A 23219-nucleotide genomic window follows, 5' to 3' on the forward strand; every position below is an offset into this window, starting at 1 on the left:
ATTGTCATAGGGCTGTTACATTTATTACCCTATTTTAAAACAAAAAGTGAAAGAGATGAAAAAGACAGTCCAAATTTTTAGCATGCTTTTAATAGCATTAACAGTAATGGTATCGTGTAAAAAAGATACTGATCCGGCAGATAAAGATTTCTTTGTTGGCACTTATAACGGCACAGTTTCTTACCGCAATGGCGAAACCACCATTAACAGTTCTGACGGTAAGGTAACCGTAAGTAAAGTTGGCGAAACGTATAATTTTTACTTTGGCAACAACATTCCTGACATTACAGGCGTAAAGTTTGAAAAAACCGGCGACAACAGTTATGTGAGTATAGGTTCGGGCTTAACAGGGATCAGTATTGATGCCAGTAACCTTAAAATCCTGGTTGTAAAAGATGGCCAAACCTGGACGGCAAATTGTACAAGGTAAACATTGAATAAGCAAAAGGCCCGATCAATAAAAATCGGGCCTTTTTATGTAAAGATTATAGTTCTTCTTCCTCGTCGCCTTCTTCAGGCACATATTTTTCAATAGCCTGTCCGATTGCATTCACTTCTTCATCTTCTTCAAAAATCGGAAGTTCTGTTTTGTAATCCATTTTTAGCCAGATTGATGAAGTATCTTTCTGAATCTGAATATATTCCCGTCCATCTTTAAAAATGGTGTATGAATCATTTCCTTCAGGAAAAACTGAATAATTAACTGGTCCGATTTCGATGTCGAAAGGTTCTTGCATAACTGATATTTTCTTACAAAGATAAAAATCTTTTGGCAGAGGTTAAACTAGCTCCATGCAGACTTGTTATCTTTATTTCATAATTTTAGCCTGTGGATTTTTCAAAAGCAGATAACAAAGTTGCCCGAAAATTATTCGAGTTGGCTTTACAACGCGAACTAAAAAAAGAAATGCAGGTATTTTCCGAAATTTTAGAGCAATGGAAAACGCAACAGCCTGAAGACAACAGAGACGATTATTATAAAATTTTTACCACCATAAAAGATTTTGATAAACACATCGCCAGAAGGTACGACGGGCTTAAAAATTCATGGTTTTTCGATACTGTAATAGCTTTGCTTACAGATAAAACCATTACTACTGCCGATTTAGAAGATTTTTCGGAAGAAGCAAAAAGCGAAGTATTGAAGAGCCTTAAATTCAGAGAAATCAATCAACTATAGATAAGCCCAAATCTATAATAATTAGAGATACGAACTTATATCGTAAAAGAATGACCATTAATTCTGTGTGGCCCTGTGATCTTTTCTCTGTGAACTTAGGGGTTAATGAATAATTAAAAAATTTACGCCTGATTGTTTAAAAATCCCTTCAATTATATTACTTTACGGCTAAAGATTTTACGCGATAGAAAAGAAGATGAAGTTAACGTTTTGGGGCGCAGCGCAACAGGTAACCGGGAGTATGCACTTACTCGAAATTGGGCATTATAAAATACTCATAGATTGCGGGTTAGATTATGAAAAGGAAACCTACCAGGAAGAAAACCAGCAATTCCCCTTCGATCCGGCCAGTATTAACCTGGTAATTTTAACCCACGCACATATCGATCACTCAGGCAATCTGCCAACACTCGTACGTATGGGTTTTAATGGTCAGGTGCTTTGTACGCCACCTACTGCCGATTTAACTTCGATATTGTTATTCGATTCTGTTGAACTGTTTTTGAGAAAAGCAGGGCGAAAACCCCGTACCAAACGCGGTAATTTCAGCGGACCAAAACCTTTATACCTGCACAAACATGTGATGGATACAATCGATCGTTTTGTAACCATCGCCTTTAACAAGCCCTTCAAGATTAATGGAGATATCAGCCTTACTTTTGTACCTGTAGGCCATCTGCTGGGTGCTGCTGCGGCTATTTTAACCATAAATGATAATGGTATAGAGAAAAAAATTGCTTTTTCGGGTGATATTGGCAGGGAAAATTATCCTGTTTTGGTTAACCCGGAGCCATTACCTGAAGTAGATTATGTGGTAAGCGAAGCAACCTATGGTGGCAGGATGCATACCAAAGATCAAACCTTAGAAGAAAGATTGGTTCAGGAAATTACCGAAGCCTGTATTAAAAGCCCGGGGCGACTGATTATTCCAGCATTTAGTATCGGCAGAACACAATCACTGGTATTTGCCTTAAACCAGATTTTTACCAAAAAACTATTACCTCCTGTCCAGATTTTTGTAGATAGTCCGATGGCTATTCAGGCTACTGAAGTGTATCGCAAACACCATAACCTGGTAAACCAGGAAGCGAAAGATTTTTACCAAACCATGGGTGATGAATTTGAATTTGAGCATTTGGCTTACGTGCAAACCATGAAAGAAAGTAAAGATGTTTCCAATTACTTCGATCCCTGCATCATCATTTCATCTGCAGGCATGTTAGAGGGAGGCAGGATTCAGGATCATTTATATTACAATATTCAGAATTATTATTGTACCATCCTTTTTATCGGATATTGTGCAAAAGGCACACTTGGATATAAGTTATTAAGCGGCGCGCCTATTGTCCGTATCAAAGACCGTGAAATGATGGTTTACGCAACAATACATCAAACTGACCTGTTAAGCGGCCACGGCGATCATAACGACCTGATCAAAACCATCAAACAAACCGGACAGCCCAAAAAGGTTTTTCTGGTGCATGGCGAAGATAAAAGTCTGAAAAGTTTATCATTGGCCCTACAGGAAGATGGCTTTAGTATTGAAATACCTGAAAGGGGAGAGGTTTTTGAACTTTAATACCGCGCTGTCATTCTGAGGGATAATTTATGGTATAAAAAATCAATATTAATGACAGATGGGTAAAAAGGTAAATGGCTTCGTGGTATCGTCATTTCGACCGCAGCGGAGAAATCTTTTAAACTTGATTTGATAACTTGTTACAAAGATTTCTCTCCCGAATGTGCAGATTTAAAGGTAATTTTTCATCGCCTGCAGATTCTTCATTGGATTCAGAATGACCCCATTTATTTTTATGAACCTAACCATTTTCCATCATCCCTGTCACATTTTCCATCTCACATTATTCCCTCACTTGCCCATCACCACGTACCACCCATTTGTAACTCGTTAATTCCTCTAAACCCATCGGTCCGCGGGCATGAAGTTTTTGTGTACTAATGCCTATTTCGGCACCAAGCCCAAATTGTGCGCCATCGGTAAACCCTGTAGAGGCATTGGCATAAACCGCAGCAGCATCTACTTCGTTTAAAAATTGGGTTATGTTAGCTCCATCTTCAGAAATAATGGCTTCGCTATGTTTTGAGCTATGATCGGCGATATGGTTTAATGCAGCAGTTAAATCGGCTACAACTTTTACTGCCAATTTTAATGATAAAAATTCTGTTCCAAAATGTTCAGGTGTTGCTTGATTTAATAATTCTGCAGGATAAGAATCTTTTAACAATTCATAACTTTTTTCATCTGCATATAGTTCCACATTTCCATCGGCCAATGGAGATAAAAGCGCGGGCAGATCGTTAAGTCGATTTTGATTAATCAGCACACAGTCCAAAGAATTGCATACACTAACCCTTCTGGTTTTGGCGTTAAAAATAATCGCCTTACCTTTCTCTAAATCACCTGATTCATCAAAATAGGTATGTACAATTCCCGCTCCGGTTTCAATAACTGGGATTTTACTATTTTCACGGACATAATTAATCAACGATTGGCTTCCTCTTGGAATCAGCACATCAACAAATCCCCTGGCATTTAATAATGCATCGGTTGCAGCCCTTTCTGCTGGCAATAAGGTTAAAACATCGCGGTTGATTTTATGCTTATCCAACACGCTGTGTATCACCTTTGCAATGGCCAGGTTAGAAAATTCAGCATCACTGCCGCCTTTTAGCACAGCAACATTTCCGGTTTTGAAACAAAGCGAAAATACATCGGCAGTAACATTCGGACGGGCTTCATAAATTACCCCCACTACACCCAATGGCACACTCACTTTTTGGATATGCAAATGGTTTTCCAATGTTTTATCAGAAAGGATTTTACCCAGTGGACCATTTAAATCAGCAACATTTTTAAGATCATTAGCAATATCTCCGATACGTGCTTCGCTTAGCTTTAATCTGTCATATTTGGGGTCTTCGATCGGCATTTTAGCTAAATCCTTAGCATTTTCAGTAAGAATCTCACCGGTATTGGCTACCAAAGCCATAGCTAAATCCCTTAAAACAGCATCAGTTGTTTCTTTAGTCAGGCTAATCAAAGTACGACCAGCTTGTTTTGCTTTTTCGAAGTATTGTTTGTAATCCATTATAATAGTATCAAGTAGTGAGTACCAAGACCTGAGTGCACCTTAATATTAAAGTAATCACTTTGGTCTTTCTGCTTTCACCTTTAAGTTTAAATAGCCGAGTAAAAATAATCGTAATGCACCAAAGCTTTCTGTTTCTTCTGGCCAATACGCTCCCTGGCTTTATCCGATCCGTATTCTGCTATGCCCAATCCGATCAGGTTATTTTTCTCGTCAATTATTTTAATAATATCTCCCTTCAAAAAGTCTGTTTGGATTTCGATAATTCCTACAGGCAATAAACTGGTTGCTTTACCAGAGGTTAATACCATTTTAGCCCCATCGTTCAGTTTAACAACGCCCGTTGCAGCAGTCTCAGAATGGGCAATCCATTTTTTCTTGCCTGATTTACTTTTTTCAGGCACAAAGCGCGTATGCACTAATTCATTGTTCAATAAAGAAATCAGCACATCATCTTTTGTTCCGTTAGCGATATGAACTGTAATCCCCAGTTTTGCCACTTTTTGTGCCATGGTCGATTTCGTAATCATCCCGCCACGACCAAATTGCGATTTGCCAGTCTGTATAAAAGAGGCCAGGTTAGCAAGAGAACCATTAATTTCCTGAATCACTTCCGAACCTTCAATTTTCGGGTCGCCGTTATAAATCCCATTTACATTCGATAAAATAATCAGCGCATCGGCATTCAGCATCGAAGCAATTAATCCGGCCAGCTCATCATTATCGGTAAACATCAGCTCGGTAACCGAAACCACGTCATTTTCATTCACCACCGGGATTACCTCGTTCTGAAGTAAAATCTGCAGGCAGTTTTTCATGTTTAAATAATGTGCCCGGTCGCGAAAATCTTCTTTAGTAACCAAAACCTGTGCACATTGTATGTTATGGGCAGCAAAGAAACTGGAATAAGTGTTAATCAGTTTTACCTGTCCAATGGCCGCCAATAGCTGTCTGGTAGTTACCGCATCCTGCTTTTCGGATACTTTGATCAAACTCCTGCCAGATGCCACCGCACCCGAAGAAACTAAAATCACCTCAATGCCCTGCTTTTTAATGTCGGCCAGTTGATTTACCAGGTGTTTAATCCTTGCTTCATCCGGCAAACCATTCGCTTGCGTAATTACATTTGAACCAACTTTAACAACTATTTTTTTGTAACCTAATTTCATTATAATCTTCAAACCGTTTGGATGTGGCAATTTAACATCAATTTTTCTAAATCAGAGGATTATCTATAGGCTTAATGGATTTTTACGAAAATGATAATAATTAATTTGGAGCTGGGAGTTTGGCCCTTGGAGTCGATTTTATGATAAGAGCAACTAACCGATTTTAGCCGTGAGTCTACATCTACGATTTAATAATCAACTGCTTTCTTATACAACATGATAACCAGTGAATAAATGACAAATGAACTACTTTATAAGTAAGAAGACCGAGGTAGGGAAGTGTGAGTTGCCTACAACAGTTAACCGATTTAAATAATTAACCACCACGCCACTAATGAACCAATAGCTATTGAACTAATGAACTATTTCCTTAAATTGCAATTGAACCTAAATCAAAGCACTATGAAACGTATCTTACCTGGCCTTATTTTGCTTTGTGCAATTACGGCCTGTAACCACCCACAAAAGAAAGAAATGAAAGCAATAAAGTGGCCTGATGCAAAGGCACCCATAGCAGAGATTATTCCGCACCAAAGAGTTATACATGGCGATACCGTAGTAGATAATTACTATTGGATGATCGATTATTTTAAAAAAGGACCCGATAGCACCAAGGTTGTGAATTACCTGAAGTCCGAAAATGCTTATCTGGATACGATGCTGAAAAGTACCGATAAGTTTCAGGCCGATTTGTTTAAGGAAATGAAAAGCCGGATCAAGGAAAAAGATGAATCGGTTCCGGTTTTTAAAAATGGATACTTCTACTATAGCCGTACCGAAGATGGACAACAATATTTTAAATACTGCCGCAAAAAAGGAAGTTTATCTGCTGCTGAAGAGATATTGCTGGATGTAGATCAATTGGCTAAAGGGCATTCCTATTACAGCGCTACCGGATTTAGCATCAGCCCAGACAATAAACTGCTTGCCTTTGGGGTAGATCAGGTTTCGCGCCGCCAGTATACCCTCAACATTAAAAATTTAGAAACGGGCGAAATCCTAAAAGATGTAATTACCAATACGGAAGGCGGAGTGGCATGGGCCAATGATAACAGAACATTCTTTTATACATCGAAAAATCCAGTTACGCTTCTGAGTGAAAAAATCAAAAAACATGTGCTCGGCGCTGACGCAAAAAGCGATGCCGTGGTTTATGACGAGAAAGACAACACAAACTATATCGGCGTAGGTAAATCGAAAAATGGCAGATATATTTCTATTGTCTCGCAGGGCACACTCACATCAGAATATAAAATAATTGATGCCGATCATCCTGAAACGCCGTTTAAAGTTTTTGCAGCCCGAACCAAAGATGTGCTTTATGATGTAATACCTGTTGATGGCAAATTCCTGATCTTAACCAACTGGAACGCGAAAAATTTCCGTTTGATGGAATGCCCGCTGGATAAAACCGAAAAAGAAAACTGGAAAGAAGTAATTTCGCACCGTGCTGATGTTTTATTGGAAGGTGTAGATGAGTTTAAGGATTATACCGTTTTATCAGAACGTAAAAACGGCTTGACTGAATTACGTGTAATCAAAAAAGACAAAAGTGATTATTATATCAAATTTGATGAACCTGTTTATGATGCTGGTGTTGGTGCAAATCCCGATTACAACAGCACAACATTGCGTTATGTATACACCTCATTAACTACCCCGAGCTCTATCTATGATTACGATCTTGCAAAAAAAGATCAGAAATTAATGAAACAACAGGAAGTTTTGGGCGGTTACAATCCTAAAGATTATGTAACCGAACGCGTTTTTGCAACGGCTAAAGATGGCACCAAAGTGCCCATTGCGCTGGTTTATAAAAAAGGATTTGAAAAGAACGGCGATTCGCCATTGTTGCTGTACGGCTATGGCTCTTACGGTGCAAATTCTGACGTTTATTTCTCTTCTCCTCGTTTAAGCCTGCTGGATAGGGGCTTTGTATTTGCCATTGCCAATATCCGCGGTGGACAAGAAATGGGTCGCCAGTGGTATGAAGATGGCAAACTGATGAAAAAGAAAAATACCTTCACCGATTTTATTGCAGCAGGAGAGTATTTAATTGATCAGAAATACACCTCAAAAGGTCATTTATATGCGCATGGAGGCAGCGCCGGAGGTTTATTAATGGGTGCCGTGGTAAATATTGCACCCAATTTATGGAATGGTGTAATTGCCGATGTTCCTTTTGTAGATGTAATTAATACCATGCTGGATGAAAGCATCCCTTTAACCACAAATGAATTTGATGAGTGGGGAAATCCGAAACAAAAAGCAGCTTACGACTACATGAAGAGTTACTCTCCTTACGAAAACGTAGAGAAAAAGGCTTATCCCAATATACTGGTTACCACAGGCTTACATGATAGCCAGGTGCAATATTTCGAGCCAGCCAAATGGGTAGCCAAATTGCGGGCCACCAAAACCGATAAAAATGTACTCTTGCTTAAAACCAATATGGAATTCGGTCATGGTGGTGCCTCCGGCCGTTTCGATTATTTAAAAGATGTGGCCTTACGCTGGGCCTTTTTATTCTCACTGGAGGGGATAACCAAATAAAATTCTACTCGGCTCGTCATTCCCAACCTGATTGCGAATCCTAAAGCGTTTATGCATTAAGATTCCAGCCTGCGCAGGAATGACGACCTTCTTTTTTAAAATTTAAATCAAAATCTATATCACCCCACAATGAACACCAAACTAAAAACACTCCAGATCATCCACCTTGCTTTATGCACCGGGGTTTTCCTTTTTGCCCTGATAACCATCTTTCTTAACCGCGAAATCATGTTTTTTGATGCCAATCCTAAAACTACCTCGCCTTTTAACCCAATATTCCCAATTATGGGCTTGATCACCATTTCGGGAAGTATCTTTTTTTATAGAAACTTAATGGCAAAAATTAACAAAAATGCTACTGCAGATACCAAGATCAATATGTATCAAAGTGCGTTTATCATTAGCTCGGCCATGTTAGAAGGGGGTGCACTCTTCAACATCGTTGGCTTTTTTATGACGCATAATTCGTTTTTTTTGATTTTCGGCTTGGCTAATTTTATTTTTCTAGTACTTAAAAGGCCAACTAAGGATAAATTGATTTCCGCTTTACAATTGCAATACCCCGATACAGAGGCTTTGTAATCAATTAGCCTTATCTTTGCCCCTCAATGGAATATAATGTTCACACCCTGCCAAACGGCATACGCCTATTGCATGTGCCTTCGGCTTCTGCCATATCTCATGCCTGCATCATCATCAATACAGGATCTCGTGATGAACCTGAAAATAAAGCAGGTTTAGCACATTTTATTGAACATTTAATTTTTAAGCGTACCGAAAAACGAAGTACAAACCAGATTCTAAATCGCTTAGAAAGTGTTGGCGCAGATTTAAATGCTTATACCACAAAAGAATATACTTGTGTACATGCTTCCTTTTTAAACCCTTACCTCGATCGCACATTAGATCTTTTTAACGATATCATGTTCCATTCTACTTTCCCCGAAGAGGAAATGGATAAGGAAAAAAGTGTGATTCTGGATGAAATTTCATCTTATTTAGATCAACCGGAAGAAGCCATTAATGATGATTTTGAAGATATGCTTTTCGCTGGTCATGCGCTTGGAAACAATATTTTAGGCACAACAGCATCTGTTCAGAATTTTACCCGTGAAGATGTTATTAATTTCAGAAAGGCCAATTACCGTACAAACGAAATTGTAGTGGCTGTGTTAGGCAACTACACCTTAAACAGCGTTGTAAATAAAGGAACTAAACACTTTGCGGATGTTGAAGAGAACAATCCTGTTAAAGAAAGAATTAAACCAGGCATTCGCCCCCAAAGCAATACCACCATTTACAAGCCTATTATGCAGGCGCACTGTATTTTAGGTACACAGGCCTATTCTACCTATCAATCGGAAAAAGTTCCTTTAATGTTGCTCAATAATTACTTTGGCGGTAACGGGATGAGTTCGGTTTTAAACTTGCAGATCAGAGAGAAATACGGCATTGCCTATACCATCGAGTCGAACTTCTCGCCATTAAATGATACTGGTATTTTTTCCATTTACTTTGGTACGGATAAAGAAAAACAGATAAAAGCACTTTCTCTAATTTTTAAAGAGATCAAAAAACTGAAAGAACATCCTTTAAATGAGTTACAGCTGCAAAAAGCCAAGAATAAATTTATCGGACAAATTGCCTTAGGTGAAGAAAACAGGATCGGTTTAATCATTTCAATGGCCAAAAGCCTCATCGACCATGATAAAATAGATTCTTTGGAAACTGTTTTTGAGAAAATTAATACCGTTACTACCACACAAATGGCTGATGTGGTGCATGAAGTTTTAGACATTGATCAACTGAATATCTTTACTTTCTGTCCAATAGAGGAATAATTCTTATTTTTGTAAAAAATGCGATTGCATTGCCCGACTTTTTCGTCATTGCAAGGCACGAAGTAATCCTACAACAATAGCCAGGTAAACCAGTGCATTAAGATTGCTTCGTGCCTCGCAATGACGGACTACATAAATTATGATACAATGAAATTACCAATAGTAGCTTACGGAGATCCTGTTTTAAAAAAGATAGGAACCGATATCGATAAAGATTATCCGGAATTAAAACAATTGATCAGTGACATGTTCGATACCATGTATTATGCAAATGGTGTTGGCCTTGCGGCGCCTCAAATTGGCTTACCAATCCGTTTGTTTATTGTAGATACCGGCGAAGACGAAGATGGCAAACCAGGTTATAAAAAAGTATTTATCAATGCTGAAATTGTGGAAGAAACGGGCGAAGCCTGGAGCTTTAACGAAGGCTGCTTAAGTATTCCTGATATCCGCGAAAACATCATGCGTAAACCGAACATCAAGATAACTTATTTCGATGAAAACTGGGTTGAGCATACGGATGATGTGGATGGAATGGCCGCACGCGTAATCCAGCACGAGTACGATCATATCGAAGGCAAGTTATTTACCGATAAAGTAAGTGTGTTGCGTAAAACGATGCTAAAAAGTAAACTGGATGCGATTTCGAAAGGAAATATCAAAACAGATTACAAAATGAAGTTTCCGAACAAGAGTAAGAAAAGATAGGCTTAAATGGAAGATGTAAGAGGGAAGATGGAAACGTTTTCCCTTTCTTATTGCTACAATCCGGATCAATTTCTCATGAGATTCGTCATCCTGATCCAATAGCTATCAGATTTGTTTCAGGATCTTTTTTTGCTTTAATTATTAAACCCAACACGCGCCTTCGTTCGTGTCTCCACGAACCACTCTTTAGTACACAAACTATTTATCATCCCTCCAGTCTTTTCCTTTAAAGATCGGTTGCGGCTCAACCTTAAAAACAGCATTTAGCGTTTTCCTGCATTCTTCACAATCAGATTTGAAACCAACAGATACAATTAAATAACAAAACCCAAGCATACCCAATGCGATTAATGAACCAAATGCGAGATTTGGCTCTTGCTCCTTTATTGCCCCAAAAAGAAATATGAGGCAAAAAATTCCTGCGAATGAACACCAAAGCATTAAAAAACCTTTTACAAGCGGCATTAAACTTAGCCTAACATCTATTTTACAACCACTGCCCTCTGCAAATATTTCTCCTGAAATATCTGCCTGAAAAGAGTTTCTATACAATAAATTTCTCTTGATATTAAATGTCGAACCGTAGATATATCCTTTGAATGATATATTGTCAGGATTTCTGGGAATGAAACCTAGAGAAAGTTTTTGATCTTTTGGTAAAGCGCCCGATAAATTATCCAAGGCCTCGTTGGCTGAAATATCCGAATGTAATTCGAATGATTGAGAGGGAAAAATTTTCATTCCGGATACGTTAAAATCTGAATGATGATAAATATAATTGCTAATTAAAACTGTACGCTACACCCAAGACTAAGGGCTCAAGACTCCCGACTAATTCGTCCTGCTTTTATCTCCGTCAAAAATCTGCTGCATCAGCTTGCCCCATGCAAAAGGATTAAGCAGGGGATTGGTTTGAACCATATTTTTATTCACCATCCTGTCAAAATTATACCGGTAATTCTGACTGCCGATTTCCTGTCCATCACGCGGCAACGTTTGGATCAAACCATCTATTGATGAACGCGAAAGGTTCTTTTTGGCAATGGCCATATCATCATCCGCCAGTTTCATCGATAAAAACTCGCGGGTAAATTCTTCTGTTGTAGCCCATGGAAAAACCCGCACCGATGGTAAATCGATTACATTTGCTTTCAATTTAACCATAATGGTGTACTTGCTATCCGGTGTACTTTGTGGTATTACGGTAGAAAACTTTTTGTAACCGATGGCGGTAAATAAAATGGTATCGCCCGGGTTAACAATAAAAGTAAAATATCCCCTGTAATCGGCACCAACCCTTTTACTTTTCGATGAAAGATTGGTGATGGTTACGTAAGGTATTACGTTTGAGCTATCGATATCGGTAATAATCCCTGAAAACTGGATGAGTTTATCCTGCGCCGGCTTCTGTTGTGCAAAAGCGGTTATGGAAAAAATTAGGCAAATCAGGGTAATACAATATCTCATTAAGACAAAAGTAATTTTTAAAATAAAACTTTCTAGTTAAATAGTGTTAAAGCTTACTCTTGCTCTGCCATATTTACGGCAACTACCGAAGTGATCTGTGGAACAGCTTTCATAATTGCCTGTTCTATACCAGATTTCATGGTCATGAAACTCATTGGGCAAGAGCCGCAGTTACCTAAAAGCTTAAGTTTTACCGTTCCTTCAGCTGTAATTTCTTCAACAGAAACATCACCTCCGTCGGCCTTTAAATATGGCCTGATGGTTTCCAATGCCTGTTCTACTTGTTCTGTTAAATTCATTATATGTTTTTTAAGGTTATAAAAATAGTAATTTTTTAACAATTCACCATTTGTGCATTGTTAATGGAAATTTGCTGTGCAATCTTACTTGCAATATCACCAAATATTTTATCCAGCAAAGGATTTTGGTTCAGGGCCACTGGTTTTCCTTTGTCTCCGGCTTCCGAAATGCTTTGAATAATCGGAATTTCGCCCAAAAATGGCACATCAAAGCGCGTTGCCAGCTCGGTGCCCCCACCTTTTCCAAAAATATAATATTTATTTTCCGGCAATTCTGCTGGTGTAAAATACGACATGTTTTCAATAACACCTAAAATCGGAATATTAATTCCCGGCATCCTGAACATCGCCAAACCTTTATGCGTATCGGCTAAAGCAACCTGCTGAGGGGTGGTTACCACAACTGCTCCCGAAATCGGGAAACTTTGCGTAATGGTAATGTGGATATCACCTGTGCCCGGAGGAAGATCAACGATTAAATAATCCAGTTCGCCCCAGCTCGTATCGTTAAACAATTGTTTTACTGCATTTGAAGCCATTGGACCACGCCATGGCACCGGTTGACCCGGATCAGCAAAAAAGCCTAATGATAAGATTTTGATCCCGTATTTCTCGATCGGTAAAATTTTAGTTTTGCCATCAGCGGTTTCTTCAGCACCAGGTTTTGCATCAACTAAATCAAACATCGTAGGTACCGATGGACCGTAAATATCGGCGTCGATCAGGCCAACTTTGGCACCATCCTTGGCCAAAACAACAGCCAGATTGCTCGATACGGTAGATTTACCCACACCACCTTTTCCTGATGAAACCAAAATGATGTTTTTGATGTTATCTAGTGAAGATGAATTGGTTGGCTGGGTAACCCTCGATGTTACATTGATGACTACTTCTGCCGTTGGTGATACAAAATGCCTAATGGCATTTGTACATGCGTTTTTTAGCATTTCCTTCATCGGGCATGCCGGCGTGGTAAGCTCTAATGTAAAATTGACTTGGTTATCTGCTATCTGTAAATCCTTAATCATGTTTAAGGTTACCAGGTCTTTTTTAAGATCGGGATCTTCCACATTTTTAAGCGCATCTAAAACTTGTTGCGGGCTAATCTGCATTGTATTAATTTAAATTCAAAATTAACAAAACATAGCCATAAATACTTTTATTTAGGCTTTTAAACTGTAATTTTAACACGAAATAAACATTTAATTGTTACGTTTAAGCAATTAACCATTTTAACGACTATATGCGAATACCAAAAATTAAGATCCCCAAAAAATATTTAAAAATCGGAGCCTGGGTTTTAGGTGTTTTTTTAGTCGTTTGTTTTGCTTTGGGTGCCGTAGCCTATAGCAAAAGGGAAGCTCTTCTTAAAAAAATGGTTGCTAGGGCGATTGCCAAAGCCGATAAGGATTATGGTTTGGATATTAAAATCGGATCTGCCGGATTTACCGGTCTGAGCACCGTAAAAATGACCAACATTTCTGTTGTTCCAAAAGAACGGGATACCCTTTCAAGCATTAGTGAACTAAGTGTAGGCGTAAAGCTTTTTCCGCTAATTTTTGGCAACGTAAAACTTTCGGAAGTAAAACTGAAAGAAGGTTTTGTAAGCGTGGTGCTTAAAGATTCGACCACCAACATCGATTTTATTTTAAAAAGAAAGAAAAAAGACAGCACTGAAACCAAGGGGAAAGTTAATTTATCAGAAATAGCCAGTAATATTTTAAATCAGGTTTTGTACAAAATACCTGATGATATGGACATGCAGAATATGGTTTTTAAACTGAATGATCATGATACTGCCAAACTGAGCTTTTCTACTATGGCCACCATTAATGGAGGCGACTTAAAATCGGCCATCAATGTAAATAACGGCGAAGCTACCTGGCATATAGATGGTTACGTAAACCCCGGAAGCAAAGAATTGCGTTTTACCGCTTATGCTGATGGTAAAAAACTTGAATTGCCTTACCTGAATAATAAACTCCACGCAAAAATCAGTTTCGACACCTTACAAACGGAGCTTAAAAATGCGAAATACAGTGGCGATGATTATAAAATTTCAGGTTCGTGGTCAGTAAAAAACATGCTGATTAACCAGCCGCGTATTGCCTCAAATGATATTATTGTACAAAGTGCCAAACTGGATGCCAATATCCTGGTTGGTCAAAATTATATTGCTTTAGATAGCTCATCAACGGCTTACCTTAAAAATGCACAGATTCACCCTTTTGTTAAATATACCTTAGGAAAAAACAAGATCTATGAGTTAAAGCTAAATGCAGAAGAACAAGATGCCCAAAGTATCCTTGATGCTTTCCCACAAGGTTTGTTCGAATCGTTGGAAGGATTAAAAGTGCAGGGTAAGGTTAAATATAGCCTCAACTTTTATTTAGACACAAAAATACCCGATAGCGTGCGTTTCAATTCTACGCTTACACCGGTTGGTTTTAAAATTATACAGTGGGGGAAAACCAACCTGCAAAAAATCAACACGCCTTTTGTGTACACGCCTTACGAGTATGGCAAACCGATGCGCGATATTACCATCGGGCCATCAAATCCGAATTTTACGCCATTATCCGCCATTTCCAAAAACTTTATCAATGCCGTTTTAACCGCCGAAGATCCTTCGTTTTTTACGCACAATGGTTTTGTTGAAGAATCGATCCGGAAATCGATTGCTGTAAACTTTAAAGAAAAGAAATTTAAACGGGGTGGCAGTACCATCAGCATGCAGCTGGTTAAAAACGTCTATTTAAGTCGCCAGAAAACTTTGGCGCGTAAAGCTGAAGAAATTTTAATTGTTTGGCTGATCGAACATAACCACTTAATCAGCAAACAACGGATGCTGGAGGTATATTTCAACATTATTGAACTGGGGCAAAATATTTACGGGATAGGAGAGGCATCAAGGTATTATTTCGGAAAACAACCTGCTGATTTAACCATTGGCGATGGTTTGTTTCTGGCCAGTATTGTACCTAAACCAAAGGCATCGATGTATAAATTTATGGCCGATGGTAGTTTGAAACCCTACATGTTCAACTACTTCAGGTTTATGGGAAATATTATGGCCAGAAAAGGCCTGATATCTAGCGATACTTCTGGCTACGGATTTTATAATGTACGATTAAGGGAAGGTTTACGTCAATATTTAGCTCCCGACACTGCTGTAATTGATACAGCAGCCTTTGATGATGATGGCGATGGTTTGCCGGTTGTAATTGTTCACGATAAAAATAAAAGTTTCTTCGAACGTCTTTTTGGTGGCGGATCTAAAAAAGATACAACCACAAACAAACAGACCACCACACCGGCCGACACCACTAAAACCAAAAAACAATTAAGGCAGGAGCGAAGGGAGGAGCGGAGACGCCAAAAGGAATTGGAGAACAGTCAACAATAGTTGGGAGTTTGAAGTTGGGAGACGATGAACCGAGAACAGTTTTTAGTTAAATCCAACAATTAAACAGTTAACCTATTTATACCATTAACCATTTTAAAACCGGCATGCACAAAATAAAAGTAGAGGATAAAGAGTTTGAGATATTTTTAGAAAACGACACTTTAAATAAACGGATCCGTTTGATGGGTATCCAGATGAACGTTGATTATGAAGGCAAATGCCCGTTATTTATTGGCGTATTAAATGGCAGCTTTTTATTTATGGCCGATTTGATTAAAGAAATCAATGTGCCCTGCGAAGTTGCTTTTATGCGTGTAGCCTCTTACGAGGGCACCTCAAGTTCGGGAAATGTAAAAGAACTGATCGGCTTGCCTGAAAATATTGAGGGAAGGGATATCATCATTGTTGAAGACATTGTTGATACCGGCCTTACCTTAACCCATATTTTAAAAACGATTAAAGAAAAAAATCCAGCTTCTGTAAAAGTAAGCTCACTTTTGCTAAAACCAAGCGCCCTGAAGTACGAAATTGAAGAACTGGAATATGTTGGTTTTGAAATACCTAACGAATTTGTGGTGGGCTATGGCTTAGATTATAATGGCCTTGGCAGAAACTTAACAGACATTTATAGAGCAACAGGAGCATAATTTTTAGATTGGATTAATTTATTTTTCGCACCTTTGCCCAATAATTTTTAACACAATGACCATACATAAAGAAGGTTACACCACCATTGCCCTGAGCGTATTGTTTATTTTCGTAATCAATGCAGTTGTTGATTATAAATATCACGACATTACCTGGTTGCGCTGGTTTATTTATATTTTTTCAGCTGCATTATTTATCATTGTGCTGCAGTTTTTCCGCAACCCGAGCCGCAGTTTCTCTTCAGGAGAAAACCTGGTAATCTGCCCTGCAGATGGTAAAGTGGTCGTAATTGAAGAAACTGAAGAAGGCGAATACTTTAAAGATAAACGTTTACAGGTTTCTATTTTTATGTCGCCCGTAAATGTGCACATTAACCGTAACCCAATTTCGGGCGTGGTTAAATTCTTTAAATACCATCCGGGTAAATACCTTGCAGCATGGAATCCTAAATCTTCAACCGAAAACGAGCGCACCACAACTGTTGTTGAGCATAAAAACGGTACCCCGGTATTATTCCGTCAAATTGCAGGCGCATTGGCCCGCAGGATTGTATGGTACGTAAAAGAAGGTGATCAGGTGGTGCAGACAGAACAGTTCGGTTTTATCAAATTCGGATCGAGGGTGGATGTTTTTTTACCTGTTGGTACAAAGGTTAACGTAGAACTTAACCAGGTGGTAAAAGGCGGAATAACTACTCTGGCTACTTTAAGCTAAAGATATTAAACTCATTAAAAAAGCCGTTCCGATGGAAAATCGGAACGGCTTTTCTGTTATAGCACACTTTTTTCAGGTATTTTGGTTGTCAGCGAAAACACCAGCCATAGTAGTTGAGTGTTCTGAAAAACAAAAGTTGCTAAATAAACCTGATCGAAGCGAGATGCCGGTATTTCAATCGGCAGAAGCGGGAGCAGGAACAAACTTCAATAGTATCGCTACACTTGCTTTCCAAAAAAGAAAAATTTTCTTTCCATTATCTAAAACGTCTAACACCATCAACTTTTAATAATATAAGCTTGTGGTTTGTGAGGACACAAACCACGGGGGCATAACTGGTAGATTTTAATCCGTAGCATCATTACCCACCTCTTCCTTATCACCTGCCGGAGCTGGCCTGTCGCTGATTAAACGCTGTGTCGGATAGGCAAAATCAGATTTATTCCGGATCACAATATCCATAATCTCCAGGTTGATTTCCTGTCTGATTTTAAGAAATTCTGTACCATTAAGCTCCGTTACAAAATAATTAACCTCTACATTCAATCCCGAATCACCAAAACTCTTAAACGATGCATTTCCATCATCGCTGGTACCCTGGTGGTGGTTGATATAATCTTGTATTTCTGATATAATTTTTCTTAAAGAATCAGAACTGGTTTCATAAGTAAGTCCGATAACAAATGATACTTTACGGGAGTTTCTTAACGAAAGATTTTCCAAAACCCCATCTATCATACCCCTGTTGGGTAGGGTAGCCATTGTTTTTTCGGAAGTTCTAATCCTGGTACTCCGAAAACCAACTTTTTCAACCGTTCCTTCCACACCATCAACCTTTACCAGATCGCCAACCGTAAAAGGCTTATCTAAAAAGATGGTGAACGAACCGATCAGGTTTTCTAAACTCTCTTTTGCAGCCAAAGCAATCGCAATACCACCAATCCCTAGTCCGGTAATCAGGGTGAGCACATTTACCTCGAAAACAAAGCCTAAAAGTGTAAAAAAGCCTATAAAGATGACAATGGTTTTAAATAATTCCTTTAAAAAAGGGACCAATTGGTCGTCGGCCTTATTTTCGGTAAGGGAAGCTTTATATAAGAGCACATGGCTAATGAAATCGATTATCCTTAAAATGATCCAGAAGAACGACAGGATAATCATAAACAGGAAAATCCGGTCTATACAATCGCCAATGGTTACCGGAATTAACTCTTTCGTTTTACCAATTAATTTACTGTAATGGAATACTGCAACCTCTAAAGGATGTTTTAACTGGTTAATAGACAGATAAAGGGTAGATAGCAGGATAAAAATTTCAATCGGTTTTACCAACAGTGCCACAAAGGCATCGTTATGCGATTGATTGGAGAAACTTCTGAAAAGCTTAAACAGCAACCTGCTTAACAGCTTAGAAAAAATATTTTTAAATACCAGGCCCAAAAACAATATTCCCCCGAAAAGGAAATAGGCCTTTACAGTGTTACCCCAAAAAACCTGGTCGAAAAAAGCAGAATCTAACATATAACAAAGGTATAAACAAAAAAACCTCCACGAAATTAATCGTGAAGGCTATATCTTATAATAAAGAATATTATTTTCTCAATGATTTGATACGGGCAGCTTTACCAGTTAAAGCACGTAAATAGAACAATTTTGCTCTACGAACTTTACCGTAGCTATTCACTTCTACTTTCTCAATGTTAGGAGAATTGATAGGGAAAATACGCTCAACACCAATACTGTTGCTTATTTTACGAACTGTGAAAGTTTCGTTAGCACCAGCACTGTTACGTTGTATTACAACACCTTGGTAAATTTGGATACGTTCCTTATTACCTTCGCGAATTTTATAGTGCACGCTCACTGTATCGCCAGACTTGAACGCAGGAAAATCTTTTTTCGCGATGGCCTGCTCTTCAACAAATTTTACTAAATCCATGATTTTAAGCTATTAAATCGATATTTCATCCCGTGAAAATCGGATTGCAATATTAGGGATTATTTTCGAGAAAAAAAAACCTATTTTAATTTTTTCCACATTCTTTATGAATTCCACATTTGATTGTGTTAAATGCTTCTATTCCAAAAGGTCAGGAGGGCACTTATTCATCAATTAATGATAAAATTTATCTTCAAAATTTTATTGCAGAATTGTTAGCCAAACTACGTTTACGAAATCGCCAGCTAAATTTTAGCTGTTTTTAAGGGCCGGCTAAATCAATGATGAATTGGAATATTAATCTGGATAATTGTACCCTCATTTTTAACGCTGTTGATTTCGAAATCACCTCTGTAGTAATTTACCCGTTTTTCTATATTCTCAAGCCCGAAGCCTTTACCCGTTTCCTGCATATCAAAGCCTATCCCGTCATCTACAAACTGAAAATGACAGTGGTTGCTGTATTGGTAACATTCGATTGTAATTAAGCCCGCCTGACCATGTTTTAAAGCATTATTGATGAGTTCTAGCGCAATCAGATACAAATCATACACCCAGGGTTCATTTATTTTCTCCGGAAAATCGTAACAAAAAAGCTCAATCTTTGCTTCGGTAAGGCCGGCGTTTAAACTGGTAATCTGGCTTTGCAAACTTGCTGCCAGGGCGCCATCATCAAGTGCTTTTGGAAGAATTTTATGAGAAATATCCCTGATATCTTCTGCCAGCTCACCAATGGTTTGTTTAGCCAGTTTAGTGTTTTTCATATCGAAAAGGTGAATGATATGCGCAATTTTACTACCTACTTTATCATGAATAATATTGGCAATGTTTCTCCGCTCGCGAAGCTGAACTTCACTGATCGTTTTTAAAGAGCTTTCTTTTTCAAAAATAACCTGCTCCATCAATTGGTTGTTTTTCAAAAAAACATCAATATAATTTCTCGACAGCACGTAACCGAACAAAAACACTTCGTAAAGACTGATGAACAACATCCAGTTATCACCAAGGGAATTAGGAATAATTCCGAAAGTTTTTAAAATTAAACAGGCACCCCAAACCAACTGGGGCAAAAAGGCAAATAAAGCATAAATCCCCTGCGTTCTTTCGATTTTTAAATGTGATACTGCCGACCAGAAGAGCAAGATGATAGAAGCGAGAAATACAATATAGCCGAACACAAAAAAGTAGCGAAATTCGAAATCGCGGTAAAAAATTAGTAAAGCAATCGAAATCACAATTAAAGAAAGGTTTATGATATTAAATCCTGTTACCACCTTATGTTTAATGGGTTGGTTTTTTCTTAGGTTTAAAAAATGGTCGAGAAAAATGCTTAGCGCAATGTACCAGAGTGCTCCTGTATAAATCCGCCCTTCGCTAAAGAACCTAAACCCGGTAAACAGCACATGTTTGGCAAAGTTGGTGGTAATAGCGGCATAACATGCCGTGAGTATAGAATAACCAATGTAGTACACATACAGCCTGTCTTTGGTCATTAAAAACAAAATTCCGTTAATCATGAGCAGTAAAAAAACGATGCCGACAAAAAAAGATGTTAATGCTATTTTCAGCGCCGATTTCGCTTCCAGATCGGCCTGGTTATCTAAACTATAAGTAAAATCCAAAAAAGACGTTTCTTTTTTTACCCTAACCCAAACGAATTTTGCCTCGCCAGGTTTAAAATTAAGTTCAAAGGCCAGGGTTTCAATAAAAGGGCTCCGCCCTGTGGTTCTATCTCCAAGGATTTTTACTGATTCAGCATCATAAAGCGTAAGGCTATCAATATGGTTATTGTTAAAACACAGCCATGTTTTAACACTTTCTTCAGCATTGTTATTTTTAAGAACGAACCTGCACCATACCGCAGCGTTTTTGTTGTAGCCAATATTAACTTCATCGTTTTGCCTGAATGAATGAAATTTTTGTTGTTGAAGAACCGTCCTGCTCCAGGAGGAATTATAATCTACAGCGAAAGCAGATGATATTAATAATTGTTTATTTACAGTTTGTGCAAACGAGAAACAGGAGCATAGCAGAAGGCTAATGAAGCAGGTTATTTTCATGAGCAAATTTGATGAGCGAACTGCTGTTACTGATTTCCAGTTTTCTGTGGATGTTTTTCCGATGGGTGGTAACGGTGGTTATGCTGATAAACAATACATCGGCAATTTCCTTACTTGTTAAGCCTTTGATAATTAATTTGATGATCTCTTTTTCTTGTCTGGATATCCGGAATTTATTGATAATGGGCTCATCAATGGTGCTGTACACGCTAACACCTTTTTTATAACTCTTATTGGTATAAAACTCCTTATTAAGCCCCGATTCTATTACACTGATCAGCTCTTCGGCAGGGGTTTCTTTTTTCAGGAAAGCATTTACCCCTAATTTCCGTGCCTTTTGGATTAGAAAATCTTCATAATAAGCCGTAAGAATAATCGTTTTAGTATTTTTTAGTTGGAATTTTAGCTCTTCGAGCAGTAAAAAGCCATCGAAATGATTGATATTTAAATCGCAGATAAAAACATCTGCTTCATTTTGCATTAAATGTTGCCTGCAGGAATGAACATCACTAAATTTAGCAATACCGTAGTTATTCCCCGTGTTTTTGAGTAACTCAGAAATGCCATTTAAAAAAAGTAAATGGTCATCACAAATAACAATCTGTTTTGGCATAACTTAGCGAGTAGTAAGCGTTTCCCTAAAAATAGCGCTTATATTAATCATCTACAAGAAATTCCGGATCATCATTTAATCGCTGTGTTACAAAATCCAGAAATCTACCCTGCTAAAATAGGATCCAGCCCATACGCAAACAATACCCATTAAGAGGTATTTTATCAAATAAGAAAAAGGGGAATTATTCTAATAAATCCGGGCGCCGTTGTTTGGTCCTTTCCAAAGCCTGGTCATGTCTCCACTCGTTTACTTTGGCCTCATGGCCACTTAATAAAACATCAGGCACTTTATGTCCGCGCCAGTCTGCAGGCCGGGTATAAACCGGCGCATCAAGCAAATCTCCCTGAAAACTATCGGAGAGGGCAGAGGTCTCATCATTTAAAACCCCGGGTATTAAACGCACCACGGCATCTACTACAATTGCAGCAGGAAGCTCACCACCGCTTAAAACATAATCGCCAACCGAGATCTCCCGGGTTACAAAGATATCGCGGATACGCTGATCTATGCCCTTGTAGTGGCCGCACAAAATGATGATGTTCTTTTTAATGGAAAGTTCGTTTGCGGTACTCTGGTTTAACGTAACACCATCAGGACTCATAAAGATAATTTCATCATACTCACGCTCAGCCTGAAGTTTTTCGATACATGCCGCAAAAGGCTCAATACTCATTACCATACCGCTGCCACCGCCATACTGATAATCGTCTACACTTTTTTGTTTATTGGTGGCATAATCACGTAGATTATGCACCACAATTTCGGCAATGCCTTTTTTCTGGGCCCGTTGCAAAATAGAATGTGCAAAGGGGCTTTCTAATAAACCCGGCAAAACTGTTATGATATCGAAACGCATGTTGCAAAGGTAAGCCTTTAGTGCGAAGTCTTTAACGCAAAGTCGAATTTTGCTGCTTTCAGAATAAATTTCTCTGGCAAATCAGCAAATCAATTACCTTTAGATTCCATTTAAGAAGCTTTTTTCAATTAACCTCGATGCTACGAAATCAATTTTACGCTTAATCCAGCGTATTTACTTTCACCAGGTCGCTTGCCCATTTAAGTGGGTTTCTGCCATTACGCCCATCAACTACTCCGCTTACTTTCATGGTTTTTTGATCATTACTTAAGGTATAATAGTTTGCATATTGCCTGCCTTTAAGGTCGTAAGTAGCATCTGCCCTTGCATCCGAAATATTTAGCACATACATGTTGTTGGATAAAATTTTAAACGTACCGCTATGCGTTACAATCTGCACGCCACCTTCTTTGGCAAGATTGTAAAAACTACCGTCGGATTTAAAAACGATTTTGCTCCCTGGATTAGTCGTATCGTTCCAAATACCTACAAATGGCTTTATTTCTTTTAGATTGGCCTGTTGAACCGTTTTACAAGAAAAAATTGTTAGCGTAGCCAGAAAAATCAGGGCAATTTTTGATGTTTTTTTGAGCATGTTAATTTTGGTTAGAATGAAATCTAAATTAACAATTTTTCTTCAAAAAACATTATTA

General features: G+C 38.3%; 24 protein-coding genes. 11 read left to right on the plus strand and 13 right to left on the minus strand.

The genetic code is table 11. From position 1 onward, the window contains the following. The first annotated feature begins 55 nt into the window (after positions 1–55). Positions 56–430 carry a hypothetical protein gene (locus tag R2R28_RS20160; protein ID WP_316827465.1) on the plus strand — a complete coding sequence of 125 codons (375 nt, stop codon included), beginning with the start codon at positions 56–58 and terminating at the stop codon, positions 428–430. A gap of 55 nt (positions 431–485) precedes the next feature. On the opposite strand, the gene R2R28_RS20165 is transcribed toward R2R28_RS20160, so the two are convergent. Beyond that, complete coding sequence (locus R2R28_RS20165; RefSeq protein WP_316827466.1) at positions 486–737, minus strand: hypothetical protein; 252 nt, start codon at positions 735–737, stop codon at positions 486–488. Positions 738–829: 92 nt separating this feature from the next. Here R2R28_RS20165 and R2R28_RS20170 point away from each other — a divergent pair, with 92 nt between their 5' ends. Then, complete coding sequence (locus R2R28_RS20170) at positions 830–1180, plus strand: hypothetical protein (RefSeq protein ID WP_316827467.1); 351 nt, start codon at positions 830–832, stop codon at positions 1178–1180. A 196-nt stretch (positions 1181–1376) separates the two neighbouring features. Beyond that, positions 1377–2759 carry an MBL fold metallo-hydrolase gene (locus R2R28_RS20175; RefSeq protein WP_316827468.1) on the plus strand — a complete coding sequence of 461 codons (1383 nt, stop codon included), beginning with the start codon at positions 1377–1379 and terminating at the stop codon, positions 2757–2759. Between the two features lie 283 nt (positions 2760–3042). Here the strand turns inward: R2R28_RS20175 and R2R28_RS20180 are convergent, their stop codons facing one another. Beyond that, positions 3043–4290: a glutamate-5-semialdehyde dehydrogenase gene (locus R2R28_RS20180; protein WP_316827469.1), complete on the minus strand. Its 1248-nt coding sequence runs from the start codon at positions 4288–4290 to the stop codon at positions 3043–3045. Between the two features lie 89 nt (positions 4291–4379). Next, a complete protein-coding gene (proB, locus tag R2R28_RS20185; protein ID WP_316827470.1) occupies positions 4380–5459 on the minus strand; it encodes a glutamate 5-kinase in 1080 nt (359 codons plus the stop codon). 402 nt (positions 5460–5861) lie between these two features. Between proB and R2R28_RS20190 the strand changes: the two genes are divergently transcribed. From R2R28_RS20190 to def, 4 genes are all read left to right on the plus strand, one after another. Then, positions 5862–8012: a S9 family peptidase gene (locus tag R2R28_RS20190; protein WP_316827471.1), complete on the plus strand. Its 2151-nt coding sequence runs from the start codon at positions 5862–5864 to the stop codon at positions 8010–8012. A gap of 129 nt (positions 8013–8141) precedes the next feature. Continuing rightward, on the plus strand, positions 8142–8594 hold the full coding sequence (locus tag R2R28_RS20195) for a hypothetical protein (protein WP_316827472.1): 453 nt from the start codon (positions 8142–8144) through the stop codon (positions 8592–8594). Positions 8595–8620: 26 nt separating this feature from the next. After that, positions 8621–9853 (plus strand): pitrilysin family protein, encoded by a 1233-nt coding sequence (locus R2R28_RS20200; RefSeq protein ID WP_316827473.1) that lies wholly within the window; start codon positions 8621–8623, stop codon positions 9851–9853. Between the two features lie 147 nt (positions 9854–10000). Next, on the plus strand, positions 10001–10561 hold the full coding sequence (def, locus tag R2R28_RS20205; RefSeq protein ID WP_316827474.1) for a peptide deformylase: 561 nt from the start codon (positions 10001–10003) through the stop codon (positions 10559–10561). 198 nt (positions 10562–10759) lie between these two features. On the opposite strand, the gene R2R28_RS20210 is transcribed toward def, so the two are convergent. From R2R28_RS20210 to R2R28_RS20225, 4 genes are all read right to left on the minus strand, one after another. Beyond that, positions 10760–11242: a hypothetical protein gene (locus tag R2R28_RS20210; protein ID WP_316827475.1), complete on the minus strand. Its 483-nt coding sequence runs from the start codon at positions 11240–11242 to the stop codon at positions 10760–10762. A gap of 150 nt (positions 11243–11392) precedes the next feature. Continuing rightward, on the minus strand, positions 11393–12028 hold the full coding sequence (locus R2R28_RS20215) for a hypothetical protein (RefSeq protein ID WP_316827476.1): 636 nt from the start codon (positions 12026–12028) through the stop codon (positions 11393–11395). Between the two features lie 53 nt (positions 12029–12081). After that, positions 12082–12327 (minus strand): NifU family protein, encoded by a 246-nt coding sequence (locus tag R2R28_RS20220; protein ID WP_039474126.1) that lies wholly within the window; start codon positions 12325–12327, stop codon positions 12082–12084. 35 nt (positions 12328–12362) lie between these two features. Beyond that, positions 12363–13439 (minus strand): Mrp/NBP35 family ATP-binding protein, encoded by a 1077-nt coding sequence (locus R2R28_RS20225; protein WP_316827477.1) that lies wholly within the window; start codon positions 13437–13439, stop codon positions 12363–12365. A gap of 131 nt (positions 13440–13570) precedes the next feature. Between R2R28_RS20225 and R2R28_RS20230 the strand changes: the two genes are divergently transcribed. The 4 genes from R2R28_RS20230 (at position 13571) to R2R28_RS20245 (ending at position 17384) form a co-directional block, all read left to right on the plus strand. After that, positions 13571–15733, plus strand: a complete 2163-nt coding sequence (locus R2R28_RS20230) for a biosynthetic peptidoglycan transglycosylase (protein ID WP_316827478.1) — start codon at positions 13571–13573, stop codon at positions 15731–15733. Positions 15734–15837: 104 nt separating this feature from the next. Continuing rightward, positions 15838–16380 carry a hypoxanthine phosphoribosyltransferase gene (hpt, locus tag R2R28_RS20235; RefSeq protein ID WP_316827479.1) on the plus strand — a complete coding sequence of 181 codons (543 nt, stop codon included), beginning with the start codon at positions 15838–15840 and terminating at the stop codon, positions 16378–16380. A 55-nt stretch (positions 16381–16435) separates the two neighbouring features. Continuing rightward, the gene (locus tag R2R28_RS20240; RefSeq protein WP_316827480.1) at positions 16436–17095 is read left to right on the plus strand and encodes a phosphatidylserine decarboxylase family protein; all 660 of its coding nucleotides are present in this window, start codon (positions 16436–16438) and stop codon (positions 17093–17095) included. 31 nt (positions 17096–17126) lie between these two features. Further along, positions 17127–17384, plus strand: coding sequence for a hypothetical protein (locus R2R28_RS20245; RefSeq protein WP_316827481.1), 258 nt, complete (start codon positions 17127–17129; stop codon positions 17382–17384). A 56-nt stretch (positions 17385–17440) separates the two neighbouring features. Here the strand turns inward: R2R28_RS20245 and R2R28_RS20250 are convergent, their stop codons facing one another. The 6 genes from R2R28_RS20250 to R2R28_RS20275 all read right to left on the minus strand — a co-directional run bounded on the left by R2R28_RS20250 (position 17441) and on the right by R2R28_RS20275 (position 23161). Continuing rightward, a complete protein-coding gene (locus R2R28_RS20250; RefSeq protein ID WP_316827482.1) occupies positions 17441–18616 on the minus strand; it encodes a mechanosensitive ion channel family protein in 1176 nt (391 codons plus the stop codon). 70 nt (positions 18617–18686) lie between these two features. Beyond that, positions 18687–19034, minus strand: coding sequence for a 50S ribosomal protein L19 (gene rplS / locus R2R28_RS20255; protein ID WP_370633640.1), 348 nt, complete (start codon positions 19032–19034; stop codon positions 18687–18689). A 278-nt stretch (positions 19035–19312) separates the two neighbouring features. After that, on the minus strand, positions 19313–21094 hold the full coding sequence (locus R2R28_RS20260; RefSeq protein WP_316827483.1) for a 7TM diverse intracellular signaling domain-containing protein: 1782 nt from the start codon (positions 21092–21094) through the stop codon (positions 19313–19315). Further along, a complete protein-coding gene (locus tag R2R28_RS20265; protein ID WP_316827484.1) occupies positions 21072–21707 on the minus strand; it encodes a response regulator transcription factor in 636 nt (211 codons plus the stop codon). Before R2R28_RS20265 ends, R2R28_RS20260 begins: the two co-directional genes overlap by 23 nt. Positions 21708–21891: 184 nt before the next feature. Further along, positions 21892–22566: a tRNA (guanosine(37)-N1)-methyltransferase TrmD gene (gene trmD, locus R2R28_RS20270; RefSeq protein ID WP_316827485.1), complete on the minus strand. Its 675-nt coding sequence runs from the start codon at positions 22564–22566 to the stop codon at positions 21892–21894. Positions 22567–22726: 160 nt separating this feature from the next. Continuing rightward, positions 22727–23161, minus strand: coding sequence for a hypothetical protein (locus R2R28_RS20275; protein WP_316827486.1), 435 nt, complete (start codon positions 23159–23161; stop codon positions 22727–22729). Positions 23162–23219 lie beyond the last annotated feature (58 nt).

Origin of the sequence: Pedobacter miscanthi, assembly GCF_032678605.1 — a bacterium.
Classification (GTDB): domain Bacteria; phylum Bacteroidota; class Bacteroidia; order Sphingobacteriales; family Sphingobacteriaceae; genus Pedobacter; species Pedobacter miscanthi_A.